Annotated in this window: 30 protein-coding genes and 2 tRNA genes; 20 read left to right on the forward strand and 12 right to left on the reverse strand. The window is 59.5% G+C overall.

Features of this window, described 5'->3' with window-relative positions:
* The first annotated feature begins 29 nt into the window (after nt 1-29).
* The 4 genes from ACODTZ_RS10780 to ACODTZ_RS10795 are packed head-to-tail and all read left to right on the forward strand — an operon-like array spanning nt 30 to nt 4,003.
* Nucleotides 30-2,174: a phage tail tape measure protein gene (locus ACODTZ_RS10780; protein ID WP_489025662.1), complete on the forward strand. Its 2,145-nt coding sequence runs from the start codon at nt 30-32 to the stop codon at nt 2,172-2,174.
* Between the two features lie 4 nt (nt 2,175-2,178).
* A complete protein-coding gene (locus ACODTZ_RS10785; RefSeq protein WP_489025664.1) occupies nt 2,179-2,640 on the forward strand; it encodes a phage tail protein in 462 nt (153 codons plus the stop codon).
* Nucleotides 2,641-2,649: 9 nt separating this feature from the next.
* Nucleotides 2,650-2,862, forward strand: coding sequence for a tail protein X (locus ACODTZ_RS10790; protein ID WP_489025665.1), 213 nt, complete (start codon nt 2,650-2,652; stop codon nt 2,860-2,862).
* Between the two features lies 1 nt (nt 2,863).
* Nucleotides 2,864-4,003: a phage late control D family protein gene (locus tag ACODTZ_RS10795; protein WP_489025667.1), complete on the forward strand. Its 1,140-nt coding sequence runs from the start codon at nt 2,864-2,866 to the stop codon at nt 4,001-4,003.
* Here the strand turns inward: ACODTZ_RS10795 and ACODTZ_RS10800 are convergent.
* On the reverse strand, nt 4,000-4,176 hold the full coding sequence (locus tag ACODTZ_RS10800; RefSeq protein WP_489025669.1) for a hypothetical protein: 177 nt from the start codon (nt 4,174-4,176) through the stop codon (nt 4,000-4,002). The genes ACODTZ_RS10795 and ACODTZ_RS10800 overlap by 4 nt on opposite strands.
* A gap of 194 nt (nt 4,177-4,370) precedes the next feature.
* Nucleotides 4,371-4,748, reverse strand: coding sequence for a YbhB/YbcL family Raf kinase inhibitor-like protein (locus ACODTZ_RS10805; protein ID WP_489025671.1), 378 nt, complete (start codon nt 4,746-4,748; stop codon nt 4,371-4,373).
* Between the two features lie 141 nt (nt 4,749-4,889).
* Here ACODTZ_RS10805 and ACODTZ_RS10810 point away from each other — a divergent pair, with 141 nt between their 5' ends.
* Genes ACODTZ_RS10810 through ACODTZ_RS10840 form a run of 7 tightly spaced genes read left to right on the forward strand, consistent with a single transcriptional unit; the run spans nt 4,890 to nt 7,812 of the window.
* Nucleotides 4,890-5,534: a glycoside hydrolase family 19 protein gene (locus ACODTZ_RS10810; protein ID WP_489025673.1), complete on the forward strand. Its 645-nt coding sequence runs from the start codon at nt 4,890-4,892 to the stop codon at nt 5,532-5,534.
* Nucleotides 5,534-5,851, forward strand: coding sequence for a ubiquitination-like system serine protease family protein (locus ACODTZ_RS10815; RefSeq protein ID WP_489025675.1), 318 nt, complete (start codon nt 5,534-5,536; stop codon nt 5,849-5,851). Before ACODTZ_RS10810 ends, ACODTZ_RS10815 begins: the two co-directional genes overlap by 1 nt.
* Nucleotides 5,835-6,221 (forward strand): hypothetical protein, encoded by a 387-nt coding sequence (locus ACODTZ_RS10820; RefSeq protein WP_489025677.1) that lies wholly within the window; start codon nt 5,835-5,837, stop codon nt 6,219-6,221. The genes ACODTZ_RS10815 and ACODTZ_RS10820 overlap by 17 nt, the downstream gene beginning before the upstream one ends.
* A complete protein-coding gene (locus ACODTZ_RS10825) occupies nt 6,218-6,715 on the forward strand; it encodes a hypothetical protein (protein WP_489025678.1) in 498 nt (165 codons plus the stop codon). The genes ACODTZ_RS10820 and ACODTZ_RS10825 overlap by 4 nt, the downstream gene beginning before the upstream one ends.
* Nucleotides 6,697-7,032, forward strand: coding sequence for a hypothetical protein (locus ACODTZ_RS10830; RefSeq protein WP_489025680.1), 336 nt, complete (start codon nt 6,697-6,699; stop codon nt 7,030-7,032). Before ACODTZ_RS10825 ends, ACODTZ_RS10830 begins: the two co-directional genes overlap by 19 nt.
* Nucleotides 7,029-7,484, forward strand: coding sequence for a hypothetical protein (locus tag ACODTZ_RS10835; RefSeq protein ID WP_489025681.1), 456 nt, complete (start codon nt 7,029-7,031; stop codon nt 7,482-7,484). The genes ACODTZ_RS10830 and ACODTZ_RS10835 overlap by 4 nt, the downstream gene beginning before the upstream one ends.
* Nucleotides 7,468-7,812, forward strand: coding sequence for a hypothetical protein (locus ACODTZ_RS10840; RefSeq protein ID WP_489025683.1), 345 nt, complete (start codon nt 7,468-7,470; stop codon nt 7,810-7,812). Before ACODTZ_RS10835 ends, ACODTZ_RS10840 begins: the two co-directional genes overlap by 17 nt.
* Nucleotides 7,813-7,920: 108 nt before the next feature.
* On the opposite strand, the gene ACODTZ_RS10845 is transcribed toward ACODTZ_RS10840, so the two are convergent.
* From ACODTZ_RS10845 to ACODTZ_RS10865, 5 genes are all read right to left on the reverse strand, one after another.
* Nucleotides 7,921-8,385: a helix-turn-helix domain-containing protein gene (locus ACODTZ_RS10845; protein WP_489025685.1), complete on the reverse strand. Its 465-nt coding sequence runs from the start codon at nt 8,383-8,385 to the stop codon at nt 7,921-7,923.
* Nucleotides 8,386-8,431: 46 nt separating this feature from the next.
* Nucleotides 8,432-8,764, reverse strand: a complete 333-nt coding sequence (locus tag ACODTZ_RS10850) for a DUF4258 domain-containing protein (RefSeq protein ID WP_489025687.1) — start codon at nt 8,762-8,764, stop codon at nt 8,432-8,434.
* 148 nt (nt 8,765-8,912) lie between these two features.
* A complete protein-coding gene (locus ACODTZ_RS10855; protein WP_489025688.1) occupies nt 8,913-9,215 on the reverse strand; it encodes a hypothetical protein in 303 nt (100 codons plus the stop codon).
* A complete protein-coding gene (locus tag ACODTZ_RS10860; RefSeq protein WP_489025690.1) occupies nt 9,208-9,441 on the reverse strand; it encodes a hypothetical protein in 234 nt (77 codons plus the stop codon). Before ACODTZ_RS10860 ends, ACODTZ_RS10855 begins: the two co-directional genes overlap by 8 nt.
* A 94-nt stretch (nt 9,442-9,535) precedes the next feature.
* The gene (locus ACODTZ_RS10865) at nt 9,536-9,778 is read right to left on the reverse strand and encodes an Arc family DNA-binding protein (RefSeq protein WP_489025692.1); all 243 of its coding nucleotides are present in this window, start codon (nt 9,776-9,778) and stop codon (nt 9,536-9,538) included.
* 204 nt (nt 9,779-9,982) lie between these two features.
* Here ACODTZ_RS10865 and ACODTZ_RS10870 point away from each other — a divergent pair, with 204 nt between their 5' ends.
* The gene (locus tag ACODTZ_RS10870; RefSeq protein ID WP_489025694.1) at nt 9,983-10,375 is read left to right on the forward strand and encodes a hypothetical protein; all 393 of its coding nucleotides are present in this window, start codon (nt 9,983-9,985) and stop codon (nt 10,373-10,375) included.
* A gap of 42 nt (nt 10,376-10,417) precedes the next feature.
* On the opposite strand, the gene ACODTZ_RS10875 is transcribed toward ACODTZ_RS10870, so the two are convergent.
* Both ACODTZ_RS10875 and ACODTZ_RS10880 read right to left on the reverse strand, forming a co-directional pair.
* Nucleotides 10,418-11,749: a tyrosine-type recombinase/integrase gene (locus ACODTZ_RS10875; RefSeq protein WP_489025696.1), complete on the reverse strand. Its 1,332-nt coding sequence runs from the start codon at nt 11,747-11,749 to the stop codon at nt 10,418-10,420.
* A gap of 169 nt (nt 11,750-11,918) precedes the next feature.
* Nucleotides 11,919-11,993: transfer RNA gene (locus ACODTZ_RS10880), tRNA-Asn, on the reverse strand.
* A gap of 108 nt (nt 11,994-12,101) precedes the next feature.
* Here ACODTZ_RS10880 and ACODTZ_RS10885 point away from each other — a divergent pair.
* Nucleotides 12,102-12,395 carry a hypothetical protein gene (locus ACODTZ_RS10885; RefSeq protein WP_018900104.1) on the forward strand — a complete coding sequence of 98 codons (294 nt, stop codon included), beginning with the start codon at nt 12,102-12,104 and terminating at the stop codon, nt 12,393-12,395.
* Nucleotides 12,396-12,405: 10 nt separating this feature from the next.
* On the opposite strand, the gene ACODTZ_RS10890 is transcribed toward ACODTZ_RS10885, so the two are convergent.
* Nucleotides 12,406-13,410: an inorganic phosphate transporter gene (locus ACODTZ_RS10890; RefSeq protein WP_113237007.1), complete on the reverse strand. Its 1,005-nt coding sequence runs from the start codon at nt 13,408-13,410 to the stop codon at nt 12,406-12,408.
* Nucleotides 13,410-14,051, reverse strand: a complete 642-nt coding sequence (locus ACODTZ_RS10895) for a DUF47 family protein (RefSeq protein ID WP_489025699.1) — start codon at nt 14,049-14,051, stop codon at nt 13,410-13,412. The genes ACODTZ_RS10890 and ACODTZ_RS10895 overlap by 1 nt, the downstream gene beginning before the upstream one ends.
* 227 nt (nt 14,052-14,278) lie before the next feature.
* Between ACODTZ_RS10895 and ACODTZ_RS10900 the strand changes: the two genes are divergently transcribed.
* Entirely contained in the window at nt 14,279-14,743 is a 465-nt protein-coding gene (locus tag ACODTZ_RS10900) for a BA14K family protein (protein ID WP_489025701.1), read from the forward strand.
* A gap of 162 nt (nt 14,744-14,905) precedes the next feature.
* Here the strand turns inward: ACODTZ_RS10900 and ACODTZ_RS10905 are convergent.
* Nucleotides 14,906-14,979 (reverse strand) — tRNA-Cys (locus tag ACODTZ_RS10905).
* Between the two features lie 723 nt (nt 14,980-15,702).
* Here ACODTZ_RS10905 and ACODTZ_RS10910 point away from each other — a divergent pair.
* From ACODTZ_RS10910 to exoR, 6 genes are all read left to right on the forward strand, one after another.
* A complete protein-coding gene (locus tag ACODTZ_RS10910; protein WP_489025703.1) occupies nt 15,703-16,365 on the forward strand; it encodes a protein-L-isoaspartate O-methyltransferase family protein in 663 nt (220 codons plus the stop codon).
* 221 nt (nt 16,366-16,586) lie between these two features.
* Nucleotides 16,587-17,522 carry a PopZ family protein gene (locus tag ACODTZ_RS10915; RefSeq protein WP_489025705.1) on the forward strand — a complete coding sequence of 312 codons (936 nt, stop codon included), beginning with the start codon at nt 16,587-16,589 and terminating at the stop codon, nt 17,520-17,522.
* Nucleotides 17,523-17,642: 120 nt separating this feature from the next.
* Complete coding sequence (locus ACODTZ_RS10920) at nt 17,643-20,486, forward strand: valine--tRNA ligase (RefSeq protein ID WP_489025707.1); 2,844 nt, start codon at nt 17,643-17,645, stop codon at nt 20,484-20,486.
* 393 nt (nt 20,487-20,879) lie between these two features.
* On the forward strand, nt 20,880-22,133 hold the full coding sequence (locus tag ACODTZ_RS10925) for an OmpP1/FadL family transporter (RefSeq protein WP_489025708.1): 1,254 nt from the start codon (nt 20,880-20,882) through the stop codon (nt 22,131-22,133).
* Nucleotides 22,134-22,368: 235 nt separating this feature from the next.
* On the forward strand, nt 22,369-22,866 hold the full coding sequence (locus tag ACODTZ_RS10930; protein ID WP_489025710.1) for a hypothetical protein: 498 nt from the start codon (nt 22,369-22,371) through the stop codon (nt 22,864-22,866).
* Nucleotides 22,860-23,663 carry an exopolysaccharide production regulator ExoR gene (gene exoR / locus ACODTZ_RS10935; RefSeq protein ID WP_018900092.1) on the forward strand — a complete coding sequence of 268 codons (804 nt, stop codon included), beginning with the start codon at nt 22,860-22,862 and terminating at the stop codon, nt 23,661-23,663. The genes ACODTZ_RS10930 and exoR overlap by 7 nt, the downstream gene beginning before the upstream one ends.
* Nucleotides 23,664-23,676 lie beyond the last annotated feature (13 nt).

Raw genomic sequence — 23,676 nt, forward strand, 5'->3', positions numbered from 1 at the left:
GCTCCACAATGAAATGACAGGTGAGCGGCATGGCTGTGCAGGAATCGAAACTCCGGGTCAGTCTGATCGACGACGTGACCCGCAAGGCGCGCGGGATTGGCGGTGCGCTTGGCCAGATGCAACGCAGTGCTGCTGGTTCTTCAATCGGAGGCTTGGTCGGGAAGTTAGCAGCATTTGGTGGCGCTTACCTTTCGGTCAATGCCGCTATCGAGGACGGTTTCAAGCCGGCCGCGAATATGCAGGCCGCGATGACAGAGATCGGCATCAAGGCGGACCTGTCGCAGACCCAGCTCGGGCAATTGAGTGATCGCCTGCGCAGGCTCGCGCCGACGGTAAACCAGACGACAGAAGCGCTCACGGGTGGCGTCGACACCATGCTGACCATGGGTCTCGCCGCAAATGACGCTACCGACGCGATACCGGCTGTGGGTAAGGCGGCCACTGCGACTGGGGCGGCGATCGAGGATCTTTCTTCGGCGTCCGTCTCGGCAATTCAGAACCTGAAGGTCGCGCCAAATCTTATCTCCCAAATGCTGGATGGCATGGCTGCTGCTGGTAACGCTGGCGCCTTCGAGTTGAAGGACATGGCGCAGTATTTCCCGCAGCTCACTGCGTCCGCCCAGACCTTGGGCATGCAGGGCGTTCCCGCCATCAACGACATGGCCGCCGCGCTGCAGATCGCGCGTCGTGGCGCAGGCGACGCCTCGACCGCCGCCAACAATCTCAGCGACTTCATGGGTAAGATCATGACGCCGCAAACGATCAAGAACTTCAAGAAGTTCGGCGTCGACGTTACCAAGGAACTACAGAAAGCGCACAAGAAGGGCGTCTCGCCGATCGAGCACTTCATCAAGCTGCTCGACGAGAAGACGAAAGGTGGTCAGGGTGATCTCCTGACCCAGATCTTCGGCGACAAGCAGACCCTCGATTTCATCCGCCCGATGATCGCCGGCTTCGACGACTACATCAAGATCCGCAACCAGGCGGACAAGGCGAACGGCACGGTCGCCGACGCCTACAATCGCCGCATGCAGGACGCAAACCAGAAGATCAAGTCGCTGCAGATCTCGCTGCAGAACCTCGGCACGTCGTTCGGTGCGAACTTCCTCGAGCCGGTTGGTCGCGGCGCCGAATATCTCGCCGGGATCTTTAATACGCTCGACGAGCGCTCGACCTTGTTCGACCGCATCGGCGTCGGTGCGCAGGGCTTCCTCAATGGTCTCGGCCTCAAGAGCGGTGACATGAAGTCGGTTATGTCCGAGGTGGAGCGCTTCTTCTTTGGTGTGAAGGACGCCAGTCAAGCCGCTGATGAATATGGCAGGATCTTCTATCGCTTCCAGCAGTGGGGTGCCAGCGTCCGGTCGTTTTACAACGACGTCAAGGATAATCCGATCGTCGAGTTTTTCGCACAGATGTCGGGATATGGCTTCCAGCTTGTGCTGTGGTCGGCCGGCTTCGGCATGTTGGCCGGCGGCATCATGAAGCTCGCTCGTGCCATCGCGTTCCTGACCGGCATCACCACGGCGATCGGCATCATCAAGTCGCTTGGCAAGATCGGTGGAATCGTCGGCGAATTTTCCGGTATGCCCGGCTTCGAGGGTGGCGGCGGTGGGAAGACGGGAGGCTCCGGAAAGGCGCCTCCCGTCGTACCATGGCTTTCGCGTATGGGTACATGGATGAAGGGCTTCGGAAGCATGAGTGCTTTCGGCGCCATCCCCCAGGTCCTCGGCGACACGCCCGGTGACACCTTCAAGGAACAGGTCGAGAACCAGCGAAAGTTTCGCGAGGGCATCATCAAGATGCTCGGCATCGACGATCCCCTGAAAACGCCGGACAAGAATGCTGGCCTCAACGCGTCGGTCGGCAGCTTCTTCGCGTCCGAGGCAGCAGCTCGAGCGAGGCAAGGTGGTTTCGGCGGCTCAACAGACACGCTGCCGGGAAAGCAAGCGGACGACGTAGTAATCAGCGCCAGCAGCATCGCCCAGATCACCCGCCCGACCGGCGTGCAGGACGTTAAGGTGACCAACAAGGAACGCCCGAACGTGACGATCCATGCGCCAATAAGCATCACTGGCGTGGCTGATCCGGCCGCTGCGGCTGATGCTGCTGTCTCCAAGCTGGGGGCGATGGCGAAGGATACCGTCGAAGGTTCTTACGGCGACACGGGCTGGTGACATCATGACAATGCAAGTATCGATGATGCTGGGCGCCTTCGCTTTCGAAGCGCTCGGCTTTGGCTATGAGGGCGTCGCTCGACGCCTTCAGACGCCGTGGGCTGAGATCCAGGTGGCGCAAACCCTGAACCAGCAACAGTGGACGGGTCCGACCTCCGAGGAAATCACCATTCGCGGTGTGCTGTTCCCGGTCGAGCTCGGCGGGCAGACGCAACTGGATGGCATTCGCGCTGCGGCACTGGCCGGCGTCGCCATGATGCTGGTGAGTGGAGATGCCGCCGAGGGGCTCATCCATGGGATCTACACGATCCAGTCAGTCGACGAGGATCGCAGCTTCCACACCATCTTCGGCATGCCGCAACGCAACGCCTACTCGATCGTCCTGAAGCGATACGGTGATGACAGCAGTATTCCGTTGCTTTCCCCCGTTTCGCTTCTTCAGCCGATCATAGATCTGTTCGGATAAGGAGGCCTCATGTCCACCAGTTACACCACGCGGCAAGGCGAGACGGTCGATATCGCCTGCTGGCGGTATTATGGCCGCACGTCGGGCACCGTGGAAGCGGTGCTGTCAGCCAACCCGGGCTTGAGCATGAAAGGCCCGGTGCTCCCGATCGGCACCATCATTCTGATGCCGGACGCCCCTGCCAAGACGCAGGCGGCGCCACTTGTATCTCTGTGGGATTGACATGTATCCGATCGTAGAAATCACCATCGACGGCGCGCCAGTAGCCGGCGGGTTCTATGAGCGCCTTATCTCCGTCACTGTTACCGACAAACAGGGCATTTCCGCCGACACGGTCTCGCTCGAGCTCAACGACGGGCCGCCGAATTTCCTCGCCATTCCTCGAAAGGGCGCGATGATCGAGGTCAAGCTCGGATACGGAACGCCACGCTCGGTCGGGCGGTTCACCGTCGACAAGGTCACGCCCAAGTGCCTGCCGTACTCGATGTCGATATCGGGAAAGGGTGCGGATTTTCGCTCTGGCAAGCTGAAGGAGCCAAAGGAGCGACACTGGGATGATGCAACGTTGGGCGACATCATCAGCCAGGTTGCCGGCGAGAATGATTTGATCGCATCGATCGATGGAGGCCTCGGCAGCTATCAGTATCCGTGGCTTGGGCAGCAAAGCGAAAGTGATCTTTCCTTCCTGCGCCGGCTGGAGAAGCGCCACAATGGGCTGATGACGATCAAGGATGGCCGACTGGTGTTTGCCAAGCGCGGCGCAGCGCTGTCTGCCAGCGGGCTGTTCGTTGGGACCGTTGTCGTCACGCCAGACATGATCGTGCAGGGGTCGTGTTCCTTCGAGGCCAACGATCGCACGAAGTATTCGAAGGTCGTCGCCTATTATCAGGACCGCGACCAGGCGAAGCGGATGGAGATCGAGGCGGACTCAGACGCCGATGGCGACAGCATCTATCGTATCCCCGATGCGTATGGCAGTCCTGCGGAAGCGGACAAGGCCGCTCGAGCGAAAGCGAAAGAGTTGAAGCGGGGCGAGGGTGCCAGCTCGGTCACCGTGATTGGCGACCCGACGATCGTCTCTGGTGCGGCTCTGCTGTTTCAGGATGTCCGGCCCGGGTTGGACGGCGTGCCATTCATCATCGATACCGTTACCCACACCCACACGAAGTCGGGCTATACGTCGGCTATCAGCAACAAGCTGTATGACGGCAAGTCTGGAACCGACGGCGATGACGACGGGAAGGGCGGGGGCAATGGTTCGAAGTCTGACGGCAAAGTGGCGCCGAATAGCGCGGAGGGTACGCCGGCGACACCGGATCAATGGACGGTTATCCGCCGTAACGGGCGCACCGACGAGAACTAGTCGCCGAACTCGTCGTAGCAGCTAAGCTCCGCCTGGTTCGCGAATTCCCTGATCGCGTTCTGCTTGGCTTCTTCCGTCGAAAAACGCGGGCTGCGATAGGCGCGCTTGATGAGGTCGCGCAGGGTCGCCCTTTGGTCGCCTGCCTTGTCGGCGAGTGCCATCAGGTCAGACATTCTAGTCCCTTCCTGGCGGGCGCGCATCGTCAGCTCCCCAGACTCTCCCATCGATACGCAAAGATCGTTGGCGGTTGTTTCCGCCGACGCGGCGCCTGGTAGCAGCGCAGCGAAAACCGCGCAGGCTGTCAGCCTCATCCCGAGAAAGATGCCCCGCCGATCGCGGCGGGGCGCTGAGTTCGAATTTGCCGAATTCATTGATGGAAAGACTTCTCCACTTGCGTGGTGGCGAGGGTCTTTCCCTTGGCGTCGAGCGCCTTCACCGTGAACCGGTAATTATGTGTTGCTGGTGCCGGCGGGCACGGGCCGTTGTAGCGGAACGCGCCATAGGGAATGGCGTTCTTGCCCGTGTAGGCGACCTTGCCGCCGCCATGCGGATAGCTGGTGGCGTCGCGATCCTGCATGCGAAAGTCGAGTTTCGCGGTTCCAGCAGGCACGCCGCTCACCGAAAACGGTGGCGACCGCGTATCGAAGCACTTTTTTGTAGGGCCCCAATCAAATGATGCGGACATGTCCGCGAGTGCTGGTGTGGTGACAGTCACAGCCAGCAAGCAAGCCAATGCAAAACGCATGTTTCCTCCGAGAATCATAAACATAATCATCCTAGAGTTGTTTTTTCTGGATGCAAGTAAGTCTTAGGACTCCACTTGACCTCACAACCCGGGCTTATGCGCGCGGGCCGAACCCTTCCCCTGACATTGCTGGAGAAAGCCATGAACCGTGCGCAATTTTTTGCGAGCGTCCGCGCCTCGCTATTCGGTGGGACGTTGTCACAGTCCCAGGTCATTGGCGTTACCGCTATGCTCGACGAGTTCGATCGTCAGCGTACGCCTGTCGACCAGCAGGCCTATATGCTGGCAACCGCCTTCCACGAGACGGCGACGCACATGCAGCCGGTCATCGAGACCAGGCAGCCGAGCGAAGCAACAAACCCGTCGGTTGACACCGCAATCGCCCGCCTTGAGAGTTCCTGGGCGCGGGGACGCCTCCCATGGGTCAAGACGCCATATTGGCGGAAGGATGCACAGGGGCGCAGCTATCTCGGCCGGGGACTGCCGCAGCTGACCCATCGCGTCAACTACGACAAGATCGGCCGGGTTATCGGCGTCGACCTCGTCAGCAATCCCGACGCCGCCCTGCGGACGGACATCGCCGTCAAGATCATGATCGCCGGCATGACGTTGGGCATCTTCACGGGCAAGAAGATGAGCGACTTTCTCGACGGCGTCGACGAGGCCGACGCCGAGGACTATCGCGAGTATCGAAACGCTCGCGTCGTCGTGAACGGTACCGACAAGGCCGACGTGATCGCGGGCTATGCGATCAAGTTCGAACGCGCGCTTCGGGTGGCGGCTTAATGGGCGCGATATCGAAAAAGCTGCGCTCGCTGGAAGGCGGGCGCCTCATGTTCTGGTGTCCGGCCTGCGACGGCGCTCACGTCATTCCCGTGGGCGACGGACCGCCGCCCCGGTGGGAATACAACGGCAACCCGGACGCCCCGACCTTCTCGCCCTCGATACACGTCCAAGGTTCCATGCGCAGCGGACCGATCAACTGCCATTCGTTCGTGAGGGACGGCCGAATTGAATTCCTCGGCGACTGCCACCACGCACTTGCCGGGCAGACTGTCGACCTGCCTGACTTCGAAAGGGGCAATGATGACGAGAGCGCTTAGGGCGAAGTCGCCGAGCAAGCCGACTGGAGCCAAGAAGACTGGTGAGCCCGGATGGAAGTGGCGGCGGCTGATCATCTTCCCGGTCGTTGCCTGGGCGTGTTGGCAGCTCATGACGCTGATCGATGCTCAGGACACCCGCGTTAACGAGACGATCGCCTACATCTGGGGTGTGATGATCATGGTTCTGATCCTGGGCTACACCGGGTTTGCGACCGTGCAGGACATCATGGCGATCTGGCGCACCGGAACCGGGCTTCCTTACGCCACGCCGCCAATCGCTGTTGATGGCGATCCGGTCAATCAGCCCTGTCCCGATCCATACCGGCCGCCGGCGCGGCCATTCAATCCTCAAGACGAGAGCAGGCCATGATCGCTGCTATTCTCACACTCCTATATCGCGCCATCGGCTTCGGCGGCATCGCCTTCGTTGGTCTCTACATCCACGATTGGGGTGTCCCCGGCGCAAGCCGTATTGCGATCCCTCAGTCAGTCCCTTTCATAGGCGGCTTCGGCCTGGTCGACATTCCGTTGGTCGGAGATCTGACAACCGGGAGAGCCCACACCTTCGCCGCTGACCAGGTGAGGATCGCGACTGCGACGCAGGCGGCAATCTACAACGCGCGGATCGAGAAAATGGTCTCCGGGGCGGAGTTCGCCGCCGAGAAGGCGAGAGCCGATCGCGAGCGCGCGCTGCGGCGAATGGCCGATGACGCGGCATACGAGGCGGAACAACGAGCACTCCAAGCGAAACGAGGCGAGCAGGCAAGGGCCGCCGAGGTGGAGCGCCTCAAGTCCGACGCCGAACAGGATACCGGGCTGTCGCGCCCTAACCAGAGAGATCGAGAATGGCAATCAAAGCACTAGCCCTTATCCCGCTCGGCCTGATGTTGTGCGGAGCGGCATGCCAGACAAATTGGGAAGAGGATGCGGCGCAGGCTCGGCTTACCATCGCCGCCACGACCAAGGGGCAAGCCGCTGCGGCTCCACCGCGTCTGGTTCCACCTGGTGCCTGCGTCGACCACATGGAACGGGTTCGGCAGCGCGACGAGCCTTGGGTCATTTTCGGCTTCCGCTGGGAAGTCGCTGCCGACAATCGGGATAAGCAGGCGGATGACTGCCGCGCTTATTTCGAGGAGCTAAATCGAAAAGCCGCGCAGATCGCACAGGAGAGGGGCACATGACGGCCCAGCCCTATGTCGGACCCGGCATCTGGATCCGCATCCAGCATCGTTTTGGACCACGGATGATGGAGTGGTTTCTCGCCGGGCACACTGTCCTGTGGGGTGCCGTCCTTCTCTGGTCCGATGATCTTTTCTCGCAGCCTGCCTGGGGTGGCTTTCGCCAGTTGTTCGGAGATGCCAGTCCATTGGGATGGGTGATGGTATTGCTTGGGCTACTGCGGGTCGGCGGTCTGATCGTCAACGGCGCAAGAAAATACGTGACCCCTGCTGTTCGACAGTTCTCGGCAGGGGTCGGCTTCTTTATCTGGTCGGGCATTACATACGGATACGCATCTTCTGGCGTCGTCTCGACGTGGCTCGCAATCTATCCACTGTTCGCCTTGGGCGAGCTTGTGAACATCAACAGGGCCGCGCACGACCAGGGGGAAGCAAGGAATGGAAAATCTCGATAAGCTGCCCCTGCCGCTGCTGGTCGCGATGGGTGTGGGCATGGCGGTTATTTGGAGCGTGCGTCACATGGGCCTCCTGTCGGGCGAACGGTCGACGGCGGCCGGACGATCCTCGGCGGCGCAGGTCGCTGCAGTCATTGTCGATCCCACCGCCTTGGTAAATGCGACAGGCGCGGTCGACAAACTCACCCACGAATTGGAGGCGCAACGTCTCCTCGCGAAGGACAACACCCACATGATATGCCGTCGGGTCGAGACCTTGTGTGACGAAGTCGAGGGCCTTACGGGTGTCCTCGATAAGATGATCCTGGAATTGGCGCGGAAGCACTAGGTACGTCGTCGTCCTCACGGCCTCATCATCTGCCGGGTATTTCGAACAGTCGCATTTCGGATAGGTGACCCCATCTTCCAAGATGGGGTCGTGCCGCTCAGCCAAAGCTCACGCAGCTACCAGCACATATGGCTGTCCGTTGTCATTTTCGACCTTAGCGATCTCAATCATTTGGGATTCAGCAGTCGGGACACTTCTCCGCGACAGCTCGTCGATCCCTGCATCTGATGGAAGGTGGAGCTTCTCGATCGCCATCCGGCGTATTAGCGCCTCTGCGGAGCTGTCGATCTCGACCTCTCCTCTTTCCCACCTTCCAATTGACTGCTTATCCCGATGAACGAGGCTCGACAACTCTGCTTGCGTCAATCCCATTTCACTCCTGAGGAATCGCAGTTCATCACCACTCATTCCTTTCGGATGATTAACGATGCCGAGTGCGATCATCATGTGAAGCTCATTCACAGCTGGAATCGTAATGACCTCATCGCCCTCATCATCCACTTCAACCAGGATCCCGCTGATGACAACGTTTTTAAGCCCGCTCTCAGTGTAGTGGTGGTCAATCTTCTTCATCATACTTCTCCAACATTCGTGCAAAACGTGCAAACTGATCAATTCGTCAGCCGTATTCGTCGACCCACATCACCGTTACGATCTTGAGCAGGCGGCCGTTCACGGCCGGGATTACGACAACGCCAAGGGCGCGGCTACCACTGTTCGGCGTCTTGCATTCCATTCGGTAGCGATAGAGGTCCGGTCTGGTAGCGGGAATTGCCTTTTGGTAGACAAAACCGTGCTTGAGAGCGTAGAGAATATCAGAGCTTATCAAATCACGTTCAGCCATGCGCTCTTTCGCATGCAGCTTGTACGTAATCGTCATTCCCGGGTCGCGGGCAAGTGTTCTTATTTTCTCGGTAGCTACGCCCGGTTCCCAAGGTTCTTCGATGTTCACGCGGCCTCCGTTGCCTGCTCATGTATCATGGTGATACTTACTTAGGTATGAACCGTCAATTAACAAGAGTGTTAACCTTTTCTTTTTGCTCGGTATCTGTAGATAAGTAATTGTTTTTATTCGAATAAAAATTACGTTTCGTTTCAGATTATCGGCGAGGCCCATTGATTCGATCACTTTGGAGCTTCGTGCAGGTGATCAGCGCCACCATCCCCAGCGCTTCGCTGAACTCTTCGGTACCGGGTCCCTCTGCTGAGATCCGTCTGATGAAATCACCTGTCAGCGAGCGCAACATGCCACCACCGCTGGACGTGCGGTAGGCAGCGATCTCCCATCCTTCATCAGCTCGGCGCCAATGGATGACGATGTTGTTCGGCAAGCGGATTTCGTTGAAAGGGCCGGAATCGATCATGCGCGCTATATCGGCGCCGGGATCGGCTTGGTCAATCATGCCCGTTCGATCGTTCTTTTAGCAGTACCAAGCTATTGTTCCCGGGGAGATCAATGACGCCACGCTCCTTGAGGGCGTAGAGCGCGTTGACGATCCTATCCTGGCTGATGCCTTGGTCGATCATTGGCGGCCCGATCTTGTAGAGGCTGATAGGGATGTCTGGTTCGACGCCGAGTTGTTGGAGCAGGTCTATAAGCTTGGTGGCGGTGTTGTCTGTTGCGGTCATGCGTCATCCTCTCCTCGAAAGGTGGTTGTGCCGCATGAATGAAAATGTGCCCCGCCCGACACCTTGTAAGAAGTGGATCGAGATCCCGCCGTCGTCAAGCCTTGCGTCTTGATTTCGCCGTGCGATCGATAACCTTGCGCTTGATCCGGTCGAGGTCGCCTATGATCTCCGCCAGTTCTTCATCTTCTGGGTCGAGACCAGGCACTGTAAAGGTGTCGGTCAGCCGCGCGATGATCTCGGCAGTCATGGAGCGGTCGTTCGCTCGAGCGGCCGCAGCGACACGCTTCTTCAGTTCTTCAGGTATTCGTAACCTAAAATGTAAGTCTTCAAGCGCCATGCCGCAGCGATGCCACAAACGGCGGTTGACCGATATGCCACCACGATGCCACAGATTTAGTTATGCATATCGCCGGTTGCGTGTAGTTAATGAATAACTGCTCTCTGGCGAGTGTGCTGGGGGCGCACATGAGCGAGGAGGCCGGGAGAGCATCGCCCTGGTTCGGCCTCTTCGGAAAAGGACGTGGTTTTAGGGAATGTGGAAATGCAATGCGATGCAAACCGCACCGGTCATGACGCCGGCGCGACTGGATCTCCGTGCCGTTTGCGCAGGGGGATCGTCACTGGAATGGCCGCGCTGGCGGCAACGAGTGTTGCCGGCAAGGCGAGGGCGGACGGATCTCACGACGAGACGCTGCTCTATCTTAGAGGCCGTTTCCTCGATGTCGCCGCGATCATGGCGACGGCGGCGGACGTCGACAAGTCGCCGCTCTACCGGCGAATGGTAGAGCTTGCGGCTGCGATGGCCGTTATCCCTGGCGGGGGTGTTGGGACGAAGGCGAAGGCGGATGTCGCCAATTGGTCGACGAGGGACGCCGGCTGCGTCGTTCGTCTGCCGACAGACATAGCGGGGGCGCTGCGCCGATCTCCTGTCTGACATATCGAGCCCTGTCCCGTTCCCAAGCGAGGCAGGGCTTTTTCATTTCAGGTCGTCGGGTACGGCGAAGCTGATGGATTCGAGAAGTTCCTGACGTCGCTTCATCTCGGAGCCGTCGCCATAGACCGGCCGGCCGAACTCGTGACCCATAAGGTCCGCCTGCATGCGATCGGACACGCCGACGTTTTCGATCCTGTCCTGAAACGTGTGGCGGAACGAATAGACGGTGTGAAGCTTCGTCGGCCGCAGACCCTCTTTCATCATCATCTTGTTGATCAGCGCGGACGCCACGTTCGCCTTGTCCTGGTATCGCGGAAAGCCATCCGGATACTGCTTCGCAGCCCACAGCGCCACCCCCACGAGCGGGATGCGCCTGATCGAGTGCTCCGTCTTCTGTCGGCGATCGTCGCGCTCGGCCACTTCCACGTAAGGGATCTTGTCTTTCAGGCGGATGTCCTGCGGGCGAAGATTGCAGACTTCGCCGAGACGCATGCCCGTCTCGATCATGATGTAGACAATGCAACGGGCTTCCTCGTTCATCGTCTGCAGCGCGCCGGCGACGAGGATCTTATCTCTAATCCAATCGACATTGAACGCGCGGCGCTTGTTCAGCTTGTTGGCGTTCGTTTCCCTGATCCGCGACTTCTCCCACACCTCTTTATAGTTCGTGTGCAGGGCGTCATCGATGACCGTGAGCATACCTAGTATGTCGCTGAAGCTGCGGTTAGCGCTGTAGGCCTTGAGCTTCTCGTCTTTGACCTTCTTCGTCCACCAATTCCGGAACCGCAAGACGTCGCCACGGCTGATCTTCCCGAGCTCCATGTCTCCGAGCTCCGAGATCGCGTAGGTGATAGCGCGCTGACGAGAGTTGCGGTGAAGTCGCAGTTGGTTCGGCGACATCCCTGTCAGGCCGGCTTCGTTGTGCTCCTCATAGAGATCCCAGACCTCGCCCAGGCGGGGCGCTGGTTCGTCTGCAGTGCCCATGACCGCGTCGACGATCGTCTCCGATTGATCGAACGCCTTCTCCGCGATCGCCATTCGGCGTTCGAATTCTTCGCTGTCAGCCTCGCTGACGTCTGCTGCCGGTTTGTAGGTAAAGCCGAGAGACTGCGCCGCCTTGAGCGCCGCCTCGTAGCGAGCAACCGACGATTCTTTTCCCTCGCCATGAATGAGCGCACCCCAAAGGTTCTCGATCGCGCTGTGGACCGTCTCGGCGCGGTGAAGCGCTTCTTTGAGATTTGACGTCTTCAGCGACTGCTTGACGTGGGTTCGCGGGTCCAGCGCTGCGACCTCGACAGGCACCCGCCGATAGTATCGGTAGATGCCGTTCGCCGGGTTCTTCACCACGTATTTTGAGACGTCGGCTATAGCCATTCGAGACCCGCTGCGCGCGCTTTGTAGTCCGAAATGTATTCCAAAATGTAGCTGAAACCGCAAGTGCGGAAGATCATCCGCGCCGATAAAAGTTAGTCCAAGGGAGGTTAAGTGCTTGGAAAGCCTAAATGAAAAGAGGGTCGCGCTTGTGGCGCAACCCTCTCGAATTTGGCTCCCCGGGCCGGATTCGAACCGGCGACCTGTCGATTAACAGTCGAATGCTCTACCGCTGAGCTACCAGGGATCACCGCTCGCCGCGGTGTGAGTGGGCTAATACAAATGCTTGCTCGATTTGCCAAGCGGTTTTTTCAAAAAAATGACATCTCCTTGCAATCATTCAGGTTATCCCCACATGCTGTGGATGACCGAGACCCCGAAAAATACCGCCAAACGCTTTGGCATCGATCACACCACCGGCCACATCGTCATGGGGCCGACCCGCATTCCGCTGCCGAAGTCGCGCATAGCAAGGCTTTTGATCGGCGGACTGCTGATTTTTGGCGGATGTCTCGGCTTTCTTCCGATTCTCGGCTTCTGGATGATTCCGCTCGGCGTGCTGGTGCTGTCGCACGACCTGCATGTCGCGCGGCGAATGAGACGACGATTTTCGGTTTGGTGGCACAGGAGGCGGAATTCCGCCTCCTGAAATTAATCGCTCAGGCGAAGAGGCCAGCGATCCAGTAGAAAGCGGCGGCGATCAATGCGGCGGCCGGCAGCGTCACCACCCAGGCGACGACGATATTGCCCGCAAGGCCCCAACGCACGGCAGACACCCGCCGTGCCGCGCCGACGCCGATGATCGCGCCGGTGATCGTGTGTGTGGTCGAGACGGGTATGCCGAGCCATGTGGCGCCGAACAGCGTCAGCGCGCCGCCGGTCTCCGCGCAGAAGCCCTGCATCGGGTTCAGCCGCGTGATCTTCGATCCCATCGTATGCACGATGCGCCACCCGCCGAAAAGCGTGCCCAACGCCATTGCCGACTGGCAGGACAGCACCACCCACAGCGGCACATGGAAGCTTCCCCCGAGATAGCCCTGCGAATAGAGCAGGATGGCGATGATCCCCATGGTCTTCTGCGCGTCGTTGCCGCCGTGTCCGAGCGAATAGAGCGACGCCGAGACGAACTGCATGATGCGGAAGGTGCGGTCGACCGCGAACGGAGTCTGACGCACGAAGAGCCACGAAACGATGAGCACGAGAAACAGCGCCAGGAGGAAGCCGATCATCGGTGACATGACGATCGCGCCGGCGGTCTTGAGCAAACCACTCCACACGATCGAGCTGAAGCCGACCTTGGCCAGCCCCGCGCCGACCAGCCCGCCGACCAGAGCGTGCGACGAACTCGACGGGATACCGAACACCCAGGTGACGATGTTCCAGATGATCGCGCCCATCAGCGCCGCGAATATCACCATCGGCGAGACGATGGCCGGATCGATGATCCCGGTCCCCAGCGTCTCGGCGACATGCAGTCCGAAGAACAGGAAGGCGATGAAATTGAAAAAGGCCGCCCAGGCAACGGCGAACTGCGGCCTGAGCACGCGCGTCGAGACGATCGTCGCGATCGAATTGGCGGCATCATGCAGGCCGTTCAGAAAGTCGAAGAACAGCGCGACCGCGATCAGCCCGACAAGCAGCGGGAAGGCAAGGGTGGCGTCCATCAGACGTTCTCGATCACGATGCCACTGATCTCGTTGGCAACGTCCTCGAAGCGGTCGACGACCTTTTCGAGCTCGCCGTAGATCTCGCTGCCGATGATGTAGGCCATCGGGTTGGTGGCGCCGTGCCGGTGGAAGAGGTCCTTCAGTCCCTGATCGTGCAATTCGTCCGACCGTCCCTCGATCCGCGTCACCGCCTCGGCGATCGCCGTCAGGCGAGGGGCGTTGGCGTTGATTCGATCGAGCAGCGGAATGGCCTCGGCGATCATGTGCGCGGCCTCGACGATCGTCTTGCCCATCTCCTGCATCACGGGATCGAAGCTCTTCTGCTCGAACAGGCGGATGGTCTTGACCGTCTTGTGCATCATGTCGATCGCGTCATCCATCGACTGGATGAGGTCCTTGATGTCGACGCGGTCGAACGGCGTTATGAAGCTGCGGCGAACGGCGAGCAGCACATCGCGGGTGATATCGTCGGCCTCGTTCTCAAGCGTGACGATGCGCGCGCAGTGCTTCTCGGTGTCGTTTCCGGAGAGCAGTTCGTTCAGCGCTTCGGCCGCACCCACGACTGTTTTCGCGTGCTGCGCGAAGAGATCGAAGAACCGGTCTTCGCGTGGCATGAGTTTCCGAAACCAGCTCAGCATAGTATCCATCCATGAAAGGGTATTGTCATAAAAGTGTCATAAAGCAGCGGCCGGACCAAAGAAAGTGCCGGGCGGGCAATCGGGGCCGCACGGTTAACCCACACGAAATCGCCGCATTCGCTGGCGAATGCTGAACAAAACCAAGTGATTGGAACGAGTTGCCGAAATGCGCGTTATCTCGGCATGGGACAAGGATGAAGCATCTCTGTGGATTGTGAGGTTCTGAAATGAAGAAATTGGCCATTATCGCCGTGACGCTGATGACATGTCTGGGGAGCATCTCCCCGGCCAGCGCGTTTGACGTCCGCTACCCGCGCGGCAAGGCTGTCGATGGACTGACTGGCCTGCCGAATACACCCATCGACCAATATCGCGACAGATGCGGCCCGTACCGCAACTGCTACGGCAATCGGGATCGCTATCGCTACAGTGATCGCGGCCGTGATTACTATCGCCGCGACTACAATCGCTACGACGACCGCTATTATCGCCGTCATCATGACAACACCGGCGCCATCATCGGTGGCTTGGCCGCAGGGGCGATCATCGGCGGTATCATCGCGTCGCAGCCGCGCGTCCGCTCGGGCGGTTCACATGTGGACTATTGCTACAGCCGCTACCGCTCGTACCGCGCGTCCGACAACACCTATCAGCCCAACTACGGCCCCCGCCGTCAGTGCGTAGGTCCGTAATCGAGCCAACGGCAAGATTGGAATAGATGCTTATGAACCTGATCGCTAAATGGCGGTCAGGTTTTTTAACGCGGGGAGACGCACGAGTTTCAACGTGTAAGCCCGCACGGGCCGCGCACTGCTAGCGCCACGTATAAACACATCATCCGTCGGTGAGAAATTTGGAGGCCTCGCCCGGAATTGAACCGGGGTACAAGGATTTGCAGTCCTCTGCGTCACCACTCCGCCACGAGGCCTCACGACGCTTACTTTCGAAAGCGTGGGCGGCATTTAGAATGAATAGAAAACAAGCGCAAGGGGGTTGTTCAAAAACCTGGGGGATTTCAGGCGCCAAAATGCACAACAGGAGATGACCCTTCGAACGGTCATTGAAGAACGCGAGGCAACGCCCATTGTCTAGGCGATTTCGGCCTCTGTCAGTTCCCGCCTCGCAACGATACGAGCGGTGACACGCCATTGGTCGCGACACCAGGCACACTCGCATGCACAAGCGGTATCATCACGACGATCGCAAATAGGCCTCCAATAAAGAGACCACCCAAAAGAGCTGATTTCGTCATGACACCCCGCTGGTCATCGTTCTTACTGGTTAAAGTCATTACTAATAAAGCTGACGATCACCTGAACGTATTGGTTGCGGGAAACGATGTTCGAACCTCAGCCTGTCTCTTTTCCGAGCAAGCCGCAGCACATGATCGCAATCAGCGCGGCGACGATGAAAAAGTCGAACAGCGAGAAATATTCAGCTATGACTGACATGATCTTCTCCTCCTTATTCCTCCGGTTGCAATATTATCACAATCTTATGAACGTCACCATGGATTTTTCTGAAGGTCTCGGGCGATTGGCCACACCGTTCGAATTCTTGCTGCAGTCGCTCACGAAGCCTTGAAAGCCGGTTGCCCTGCGATTAAGACACGGGTGAGCAATAAGCGCTTTTCATTGGGCGAGAGGACACTATGAATTTCGAGACGGCACGCGCCAACATGGTCGACAACCAGATCCGCACCACGGATGTCACCTCTCACTCCGTTCAGGCCGCTTTCCTTGCCGTGCCGCGTGAGGCTTTCGTCCCGGAAAAGTCCAAGGCGATTTCCTACATCGACACCGACGTCGAAATCTGTCCGGCGCAGGCGGGCAAGCCGGCGCGTTTCTTGATGCAGCCGTCGCCGCTCGCCAAGCTGCTGCAGCTTGCAGCCGTGACCAAGGATGACGTCGTTCTCGATGTCGGCTGCGGCACGGGTTATGTCTCCGCACTCTTCTCCAAGCTCGCCGGTTCCGTTGTGGCGCTCGAAGAAGACGAAGCGCTTGCCGCCGAGGCTACGGCAAACCTTGCCGATTACGCCAACGTCTCCGTCGTCACGGGATCGCTCGAAGCCGGCAGCACCAAGGGCGCCCCTTACGACCTGATCTTCGTCAACGGCGCGGTGGAAGAAGTTCCCGCTTCGCTCTTCTCGCAGCTGCGTGAAGGTGGCCGCCTTGTCACCATCAAGGGATATGGCGGCTCGGCGCGTGCGACGGTGTTCGTCAGCGAGCGCGGCGCGGTCTCCGAAAACGTCTTCTTCAACGCTTCCGTCAAGCCGCTGCCGGGTTTCGCCAAGGCACGCGAATTCGTGTTCTAAGCGACACTCGACATGGGTTGTTGATGAGCGGGCGCCATTGGCGCCCGTTTCTGTTTCAGGCGGACCTTCGAAGCGGTCATTGACGTTTGAGAAAACTGTGCAAAGCGGCAGTCATTTGATTCGCGATGATTTTTTTCCCCGATCGGCTATCCTACAGTCTGGGTGATTCGGATGCCGACACCTCGCAATCCGGTCGTTGTTTGAGAATAACGGGGATAGATATGGCTCAGCCAAGCGTAGCGCGTGAACCGTCCATGGAAGAAATCCTGGCGTCGATCCGCCAGATCATCGAAAGCAATGAGCCGGGCGCGGGCAGGGCACTCTCCGCATCGCTGCCGCCTGTTTATGGTGATGATGAAGACGATCACGGCTCCGACATTCATCTGACTGTTGATCAGGCTTATGCCGGCGTGGAATTCCCCGATCCCGCACCGCAGCAGACCGATCCGCGCTTCGTCGCCGCCAATTCCGCAGGCTCCGCGCCCGCGCAGGAAGCACCGCGCGCCGCCATGTCGCTCGCCGATGTCGCCGCCCGCGTTCGCGCCGCCTCCGAGCGCAACACGCTTCAGCCGCAGCGCGAACCGCCTCTCGAGTTCCGCCTGCAGCCGGCGCCTGTCGCATCGGTTCCAGTCATGGAAGCTCAGCCGCAGCAGGCAGTCGAGGAGCACCCGGTAATGCAGCAGGCCGCTCCGGCGCCGCAGCGCGCACCCGAGCCCGTGTTGGCTGACGAGCCGGCCGCGATGGCGTTCGAAATGCCGTCTCAGCAGCCGGTCGCAGAAAACGAAACCGTTCAGCCCGCAGCAGCCCCGGTTCAGGAGCAGGTCGCCATCGCTCCGCCCATGTCCGCAGCGCCCATGTCAGCACAGCCGCTCTACGCCGAGCCGGTCTCCGCGCCGCTGTCGGATCGCCTGCTGCCGAGCCTGATGGAAGAAACCCAGCAGTCGCTGCTGTCGCAGGATGCCGGCCTGCAGATCGCCCGCTCTTTCGAGGAACTGGCCGCCGCCATCGATGGCGCCGAGCGCCGCTCGCTGGACGAGATCGCCGAAGACATGCTGCGCCCGATGCTGCGCGACTGGCTCGACGACAACCTGCCGACCCTGGTCGAGCGCCTCGTGCGCGAAGAGATCGAGCGCGTGGCCCGCGGCCCGCGCCGCTGATCGGATCCGTCGCTTTTTACAAAGAGCCGCTCCGGTCTCCGGGGCGGCTTTTTTATTGACTTGCTGGCGGGCATCCTATTTACAACCCGCATCCAGAAAACCTCCAGATTTGGTCCAAAAATGCTCGAAAAGACCTACGATTCCGCAGCCGTTGAACCGAAGATCGCCGCGAAATGGGACGAGGCGGACGCTTTCCGCGCGGGCGCGAACGCCAAGCCGGGCGCCGAAAGCTTCACCATCGTGATTCCGCCGCCGAATGTGACGGGTTCGCTGCACATGGGCCACGCGCTGAACAACACGTTGCAGGACATCATGGTCCGCTTCGAGCGCATGCGCGGCAAGGACGTGCTGTGGCAGCCGGGCATGGACCATGCCGGCATCGCCACGCAGATGGTCGTCGAGCGCAAGCTGATGGAACAGCAGCTTCCGGGCCGCCGCGACATGGGCCGCGAAGCCTTCATCGAGAAGGTCTGGGAGTGGAAGAACGAGTCGGGTGGCCTGATCTTCAACCAGTTAAAGCGCCTCGGCGCCTCCTGTGATTGGTCGCGCGAGCGCTTCACTATGGACGAGGGTCTCTCGGAGGCCGTCCTCGAAGTCTTCGTCAGCCTCTACAAGGAAGGCCTGATCTACAAGGACAAGCGTCTGGTCAACTGGGACCCGAAGCTGCTGACCGCGATCTCCGACATGGAAGTCGAGCAGCTGGAGGTCAAGGGCAATCTCTGGCACTTCCGCTATCCGCTGGAAGCGGGCGTCACTTACCAGTACCCGATCGCTTTCGACGAGGAAGGCAAGCCGACGGAATTCGAGACGCGCGACTACATCGTCGTCGCAACGACCCGTCCTGAGACGATGCTCGGCGATACCGGCATCGCGGTGAACCCTGAAGACGAGCGCTACAAGTTGATCGTCGGCAAGCATGTCATCTTGCCGATCGTCGGCCGCAAGATCCCGATCGTCGCGGATGATTACGCCGATCCGACCGCCGGCACCGGCGCCGTCAAGATCACGCCTGCGCATGACTTCAACGACTTCGAGGTCGGCAAGCGCGCCGGTTTGCGCGCCATCAACGTCATGAACATTGATGCCTCGATCTCGATCAAGGAGAACGAGGACTTCCTCGAAGGTCTCGATCATCCGGCAGCACTTCATGGCGCCTGGGACCGTCTGGAGGGCCAGGACCGTTTCACCGCCCGCAAGATCATCGTCGAGATTTTCGAAGAGGCCGGCCTGCTCGACAAGATCGAGCCGCACAAGCACGTGGTTCCGCATGGCGACCGCGGCGGCGTGCCGATCGAGCCGCGCCTGACCGATCAATGGTGGGTCGACAACAAGACGCTGGCCCAGCCGGCGATCGCGTCGGTCCGTGAAGGCCGCACCAATTTCGTGCCGAAGAACTGGGAAAACACCTATTTCCAATGGATGGAAAACATCCAGCCGTGGTGCATTTCCCGTCAGCTGTGGTGGGGTCACCAGATTCCCGCCTGGTACGGTCCCGATGGCCAGGTCTTCGTCGAGAAGACCGAGGAAGAAGCGCTGCAGGCCGCCATCCAGCACTACATCGCTCACGAAGGACCCTGGAAGGCTTGGGTCGAGGAAAAGCTCGAGAACTTCCAGCCGGGCGAAATCCTGACGCGCGACGAAGACGTGCTCGACACCTGGTTCTCTTCCGCTCTCTGGCCGTTCTCGACCCTCGGCTGGCCGGAAAAGACGCCCGAGCTTGCACGCTACTACCCGACCAACGTTCTGGTCACCGGTTTTGATATCATCCCGTTCTGGGTTGTTCGCATGATGCAGATGGGTCTGCACTTCATGAAGGACGAGGACGGCGTTCCGGTCGAGCCGTTCCACACGGTCTATATCCACGCGCTGGTTCGCGACAAGAACGGCCAGAAGATGTCGAAGTCCAAGGGCAACGTCATCGACCCGCTGGAACTCATCGACGAGTACGGCGCCGACGCGCTGCGCTTCACGCTGGCGATCATGGCGGCCCAGGGTCGCGACGTGAAGCTCGATCCGGCCCGCATCGCCGGCTATCGCAACTTCGGCACCAAGCTGTGGAACGCCACGCGCTTCGCCGAGATGAACGGCGTCGTCAACGACCCGCATTTCATTCCCGAGGCCGCCGAGCTCACGGTCAACCGCTGGATCCTGACGGAACTGTCCCGCACCGAACGCGATCTCACCGAGGCAATCGAAGCCTATCGCTTCAACGATGCCGCCGGCGTGCTTTATCGTTTCGTCTGGAACCAGGTCTGCGATTGGTATCTCGAACTGCTGAAGCCGATCTTCGGCGGCACGGACGAGGGCGCCAAGAAGGAGGCGCAGTCCTGCGTCGCCTACGTTCTGGAAGAGATCTACAAGCTGCTGCATCCATTCATGCCCTTCATGACCGAAGAGCTTTGGGCGCATACGGCAGGCGAGGGCCGCGAGCGCGATGGTCTGGTTTGCCACGCCGAATGGCCGTCGCCGTCCTACGCCGACGACGCGGCAGCCGACGAGATCAACTGGCTGATCGACCTCGTTTCCGATATCCGCTCGGTTCGCTCCGAAATGAACGTACCGCCGTCGGCGGTAGCCCCGCTCGTCTTCGTCAACGCCAACAGCCTGACGCGTGACCGGCTGTCGCGCCACGATGCGGCGATCAAGCGCCTGGCGCGTGTCGATGGCATTTCGCTGGCCGAGCAGGCGCCGAAGGGTGCGGCCCAGATCGTGGCCGGCGAAGCGACGGTCTGCCTGCCGCTCGGCGCGCTGATCGATCTCGGTGCCGAGAAAGCCCGCCTCGAAAAGGCAATCGCCAAGACGGAGGCCGAAATGGCCAGAATCAACGGCAAGCTCTCCAACGAGAAGTTCGTCGCCAACGCCAACCCGGAGGTCGTCGCGGCCGAACGGGAACGCCTGGAAGAGCTGACGGTCCAGCTCGCGAGCCTCAAGATCGCGCTCTCGCGTGTAGATGAAGCCTCGTAAAATCAACTTTCAATAGTATTTCATTCCAAGGCGTCCGATGAAGAATCGGGCGCCTTTTTTCGAAAAATTAACCGTAATCAGGCCTCCCGCCGCCACAACTTGGCCGGAGCGACACCATTTTTCAGCTTTTCCACGAAGTTTTTGCTAAAAATCAAACTGTTGTCAGAAGGTAACATATCTGTGTTCGTATAGAACGATCGCCCTATCGCCTGATCGATTCCAGGATTTTTTGAGATACATTTTCTAAAATGAGGAAATTTTGACGTGCTCGTCAATTTTTTACGTAAAGCATCCATTAGCTCACTTTTCAATCGCGCCCGGTCACGAAGTTGCCATTTTAACCTCTCGCCGTCACAGTCCCACCATCGCAATTGCCTCAGTGGGGGAGACACCTTGGCATCTCGTAAGGTTCTGGCGGCAGCCCTGCCGCTTGTTATGATTTCGACGCTCACCCAGCCTGCCCTCGCGGGTGGTCTGGAGCGTGGCGGCTATAATATCGATCAGTTGTTCGATGCATCGCAGTTTTCGATTCAGTCTGGCGTGATCTATGTCATGCCGCAGCGCAAGCTGAAGAATGCGCGTGACGTCAATACTTCGAACACCACTGGTGGCGGAAATCTGAATTCGCGTCCCGACCACGCCGATGACACAGAGAATTACGCCATTCCCTATTTGGGCCTCAAGGGTGGCGTCGGCGACGTTGACTGCCTTGTCGATTATTCGGAGCCGTTTGGTGCGCATACGAACCCAGGCGTGAACTGGGCGGGCGCGAACAATAACGTCGAGACGAAGATCGATAGCCACAATTATGGGGCGACCTGTTCCTACAAGTTTGATCTCGGTCAGGGCCAGGCGCGCATTATCGGTGGTGCATTCTATCAGGAGATCGAGGGCTTCCAGGAAAAGCTGGTCAGCACCGCGCCGTTGGCTCTCGGTCTTGGCACCGGCGTCGGTCGCCTCGATTTGAGCGACAGTGCGTGGGGCTGGCGCCTCGGCGTCGCCTATGAGATTCCCGAATACGCCATGCGCGCCAGCTTGGTGTACAACAGCCGCGTCAAGTATGACGGTTTGACCGGCACGGTCGACCTGACACAGGTTCCCGTGGTTCCGGTATACGGCGGCAGGATCACCAATGTTTACGGCGAGGCGGAAGCTCCGGATTCGCTCGAGCTCAAGTTGCAGAGCGGCATCGCACCGGATTGGTTGGCTTTCGGCTCGGTCAAGTGGACGAACTGGAGCGTCCTTCAGTCCGTGTCTCTTTGCCCCACCTCGACGCGTGGCACTGCCTGCGGCCAGTCGAACCAGCTGACATCGCTCGATCTCGGCTACCGTGACGGTTGGACGCTTACGGGCGGCGTCGGTCACAAGTTCAATGATCAGTGGAGCGGGGCGGTCAGCCTCACCTGGGATCGCGGAACGAGCGACGGCTATGGTGCCCAGGCCGATGTATGGACGCTCGGCGTCGGCGCCTCCTACAGCCCGACTGAAAACATCGAGTGGCGGCTTGCCGGAGCGCTCGGCGTCATGACCAGCGGATCATCAGGTACCATCGTCAAGGATGGCGTAACCTACGGTGACGACGCAACCTACGACTACGGCAACGATCTCGTGGCGGCCATCTCCACCAGCATCAAGGTCAAGTTCTGACCCGCCAAGATCAGTGCAAGTGAAAGCCCGGCAAATTGTCGGGCTTTTCTTTGTCTTGGCGCCATTAAGCATGCTCTCGTCACGTGTCATTTTGTGACGATTCAGCAACAGTTTTTTTTGAGTGTTGGCGTATGATGGGCTCCATCACGAATTGTCCATTTCCCGCCACAAACTAGGCGCAGCGGTAATCTCGGGCGAGGGAATGACAGGCATAGGGTGCGCGTAAAAGAGTAAGATGGGTCGTTTTTCGGTGAGTGTGAAAGAGACGGACATGAGGCGTGGCGCAGTTGCCGCCGCTTCGCTTGTTTCGCCTGTTTTACAGGGTGTTTCAGCCGGAAAGCGTCGTTCGATTGCAGCATTCTCAAGCCTTTCAGTTTCCTCACGTTCGACGGTGTTGCCGCTTTCCGGACTGGCTTTCGGTAACGACGTCTCGCGTTTTGTCACAATTGGTGACTACGACATTTCTGAAGGCGAAATGCCGCTCCGCGGGCTCGCTGAAATGAGGTTGAAGGCATCGCCGTCAGTTCGCGCCGGGAAGCGGGCGGATGCGGTCGGTGCGAAGAAAATGATGGCTCTCTCTGGAGAGCAAAAGGCTGGATGCGACGCGGGCAAGCGGGTCTTGGAACCCACCGCGGGATCGCTCGCCGAAGGGACTTTATCTGCGGGCCGAACGGGCGGGATGTTCGAGATGGCGCGTATGGGTGGAAACGAAAGAAATCGAGTGAAATGCTGACGTTCGAGTTCAGACCTTTCAGATTGATGCTTATGGGGCTCTCCGTCGCCTGCTGCGCGGCGATGAGTTGTCCGGCAAGCGCGTTCGACATCAAGTCGGGCGTCAACAAGGAATCCGGTCCTTTCGATCTCTTCAAGTTCGGTTTCAAAGCTTACAAGAACGGCCAGAAGGAAGAGGCTGTCGAAGCCTACAAATACGCTGCCGAAAAGGGCCACACCGGCTCGCGCTGGGCGCTCGCCAACATGTATGCCGATGGCGACGGCGTCGCGCAGGATGATTTCGAAGCCTTCAAGATCTATAGCGAGATCGCTCAGCAGGGTGTCGAGCCCGGCTCCGAGGATACCGGCTTCTTCGTCAACGCGCTGCTTTCGCTCGCCGGCTATTACAAGCACGGCATTCCAGGCAGCCCGGTGAAGACCGATCTCACCCAGGCGCGCCAGATCTACTTCCAGGTTGCCTCCACCTTCGGCGTTCCCGAAGCGCAGTTCCAGCTGGCGCAGATGATGCTTGCCGGCGATGGCGGCGCCACCAGCACGCAGCAGGCCAAGAAGTGGCTGAACCAGGCCCGCAAGGCCGGTCACCCGGGCGCCATGTCCGTCTTCGGCAATATCCTGTTCCAGGAAGGCCAGTCGGCCAACGGCCTGGCATTGATGACGGCGGCACTCGACCGTTGCAAGCCGAAGGATTGCAACTGGATGGAATCGCTGCAGGAGCAGGCCTTCTCGGTTGCCAGCGAAAGCGACCGCCGCAATGCCATCGCCCTCTCGCACAAGATCGCCAGCAGCAACACCGACTGAGCGATGTAAGACC

The sequence above is a fragment of the Rhizobium sp. FG113 genome (assembly GCF_057809895.1).

Coding starts and splice junctions, on each gene's coding strand:
- ACODTZ_RS10900 (WP_489025701.1), top strand. CDS start 14,279: ATGAAGAAATTGGCCATTATCGCCGTGACGCTGATGACATGTCTGGGG.
- ACODTZ_RS10865 (WP_489025692.1), bottom strand. CDS start 9,778: ATGGCGCTTGAAGACTTACATTTTAGGTTACGAATACCTGAAGAACTG.
- ACODTZ_RS10840 (WP_489025683.1), top strand. CDS start 7,468: ATGGAAAATCTCGATAAGCTGCCCCTGCCGCTGCTGGTCGCGATGGGT.
- ACODTZ_RS10845 (WP_489025685.1), bottom strand. CDS start 8,385: ATGAAGAAGATTGACCACCACTACACTGAGAGCGGGCTTAAAAACGTT.
- ACODTZ_RS10855 (WP_489025688.1), bottom strand. CDS start 9,215: ATGATTGACCAAGCCGATCCCGGCGCCGATATAGCGCGCATGATCGAT.
- ACODTZ_RS10805 (WP_489025671.1), bottom strand. CDS start 4,748: ATGCGTTTTGCATTGGCTTGCTTGCTGGCTGTGACTGTCACCACACCA.
- ACODTZ_RS10825 (WP_489025678.1), top strand. CDS start 6,218: ATGATCGCTGCTATTCTCACACTCCTATATCGCGCCATCGGCTTCGGC.
- ACODTZ_RS10800 (WP_489025669.1), bottom strand. CDS start 4,176: ATGTCTGACCTGATGGCACTCGCCGACAAGGCAGGCGACCAAAGGGCG.
- ACODTZ_RS10915 (WP_489025705.1), top strand. CDS start 16,587: ATGGCTCAGCCAAGCGTAGCGCGTGAACCGTCCATGGAAGAAATCCTG.
- ACODTZ_RS10930 (WP_489025710.1), top strand. CDS start 22,369: ATGGGTCGTTTTTCGGTGAGTGTGAAAGAGACGGACATGAGGCGTGGC.
- ACODTZ_RS10895 (WP_489025699.1), bottom strand. CDS start 14,051: ATGCTGAGCTGGTTTCGGAAACTCATGCCACGCGAAGACCGGTTCTTC.
- ACODTZ_RS10870 (WP_489025694.1), top strand. CDS start 9,983: ATGCAATGCGATGCAAACCGCACCGGTCATGACGCCGGCGCGACTGGA.
- ACODTZ_RS10920 (WP_489025707.1), top strand. CDS start 17,643: ATGCTCGAAAAGACCTACGATTCCGCAGCCGTTGAACCGAAGATCGCC.
- ACODTZ_RS10890 (WP_113237007.1), bottom strand. CDS start 13,410: ATGGACGCCACCCTTGCCTTCCCGCTGCTTGTCGGGCTGATCGCGGTC.
- ACODTZ_RS10820 (WP_489025677.1), top strand. CDS start 5,835: ATGACGAGAGCGCTTAGGGCGAAGTCGCCGAGCAAGCCGACTGGAGCC.
- ACODTZ_RS10780 (WP_489025662.1), top strand. CDS start 30: ATGGCTGTGCAGGAATCGAAACTCCGGGTCAGTCTGATCGACGACGTG.
- ACODTZ_RS10860 (WP_489025690.1), bottom strand. CDS start 9,441: ATGACCGCAACAGACAACACCGCCACCAAGCTTATAGACCTGCTCCAA.
- ACODTZ_RS10885 (WP_018900104.1), top strand. CDS start 12,102: ATGCTGTGGATGACCGAGACCCCGAAAAATACCGCCAAACGCTTTGGC.
- exoR (WP_018900092.1), top strand. CDS start 22,860: ATGCTGACGTTCGAGTTCAGACCTTTCAGATTGATGCTTATGGGGCTC.
- ACODTZ_RS10910 (WP_489025703.1), top strand. CDS start 15,703: ATGAATTTCGAGACGGCACGCGCCAACATGGTCGACAACCAGATCCGC.
- ACODTZ_RS10835 (WP_489025681.1), top strand. CDS start 7,029: ATGACGGCCCAGCCCTATGTCGGACCCGGCATCTGGATCCGCATCCAG.
- ACODTZ_RS10790 (WP_489025665.1), top strand. CDS start 2,650: ATGTCCACCAGTTACACCACGCGGCAAGGCGAGACGGTCGATATCGCC.
- ACODTZ_RS10815 (WP_489025675.1), top strand. CDS start 5,534: ATGGGCGCGATATCGAAAAAGCTGCGCTCGCTGGAAGGCGGGCGCCTC.
- ACODTZ_RS10810 (WP_489025673.1), top strand. CDS start 4,890: ATGAACCGTGCGCAATTTTTTGCGAGCGTCCGCGCCTCGCTATTCGGT.
- ACODTZ_RS10875 (WP_489025696.1), bottom strand. CDS start 11,749: ATGGCTATAGCCGACGTCTCAAAATACGTGGTGAAGAACCCGGCGAAC.
- ACODTZ_RS10830 (WP_489025680.1), top strand. CDS start 6,697: ATGGCAATCAAAGCACTAGCCCTTATCCCGCTCGGCCTGATGTTGTGC.
- ACODTZ_RS10785 (WP_489025664.1), top strand. CDS start 2,179: ATGACAATGCAAGTATCGATGATGCTGGGCGCCTTCGCTTTCGAAGCG.
- ACODTZ_RS10795 (WP_489025667.1), top strand. CDS start 2,864: ATGTATCCGATCGTAGAAATCACCATCGACGGCGCGCCAGTAGCCGGC.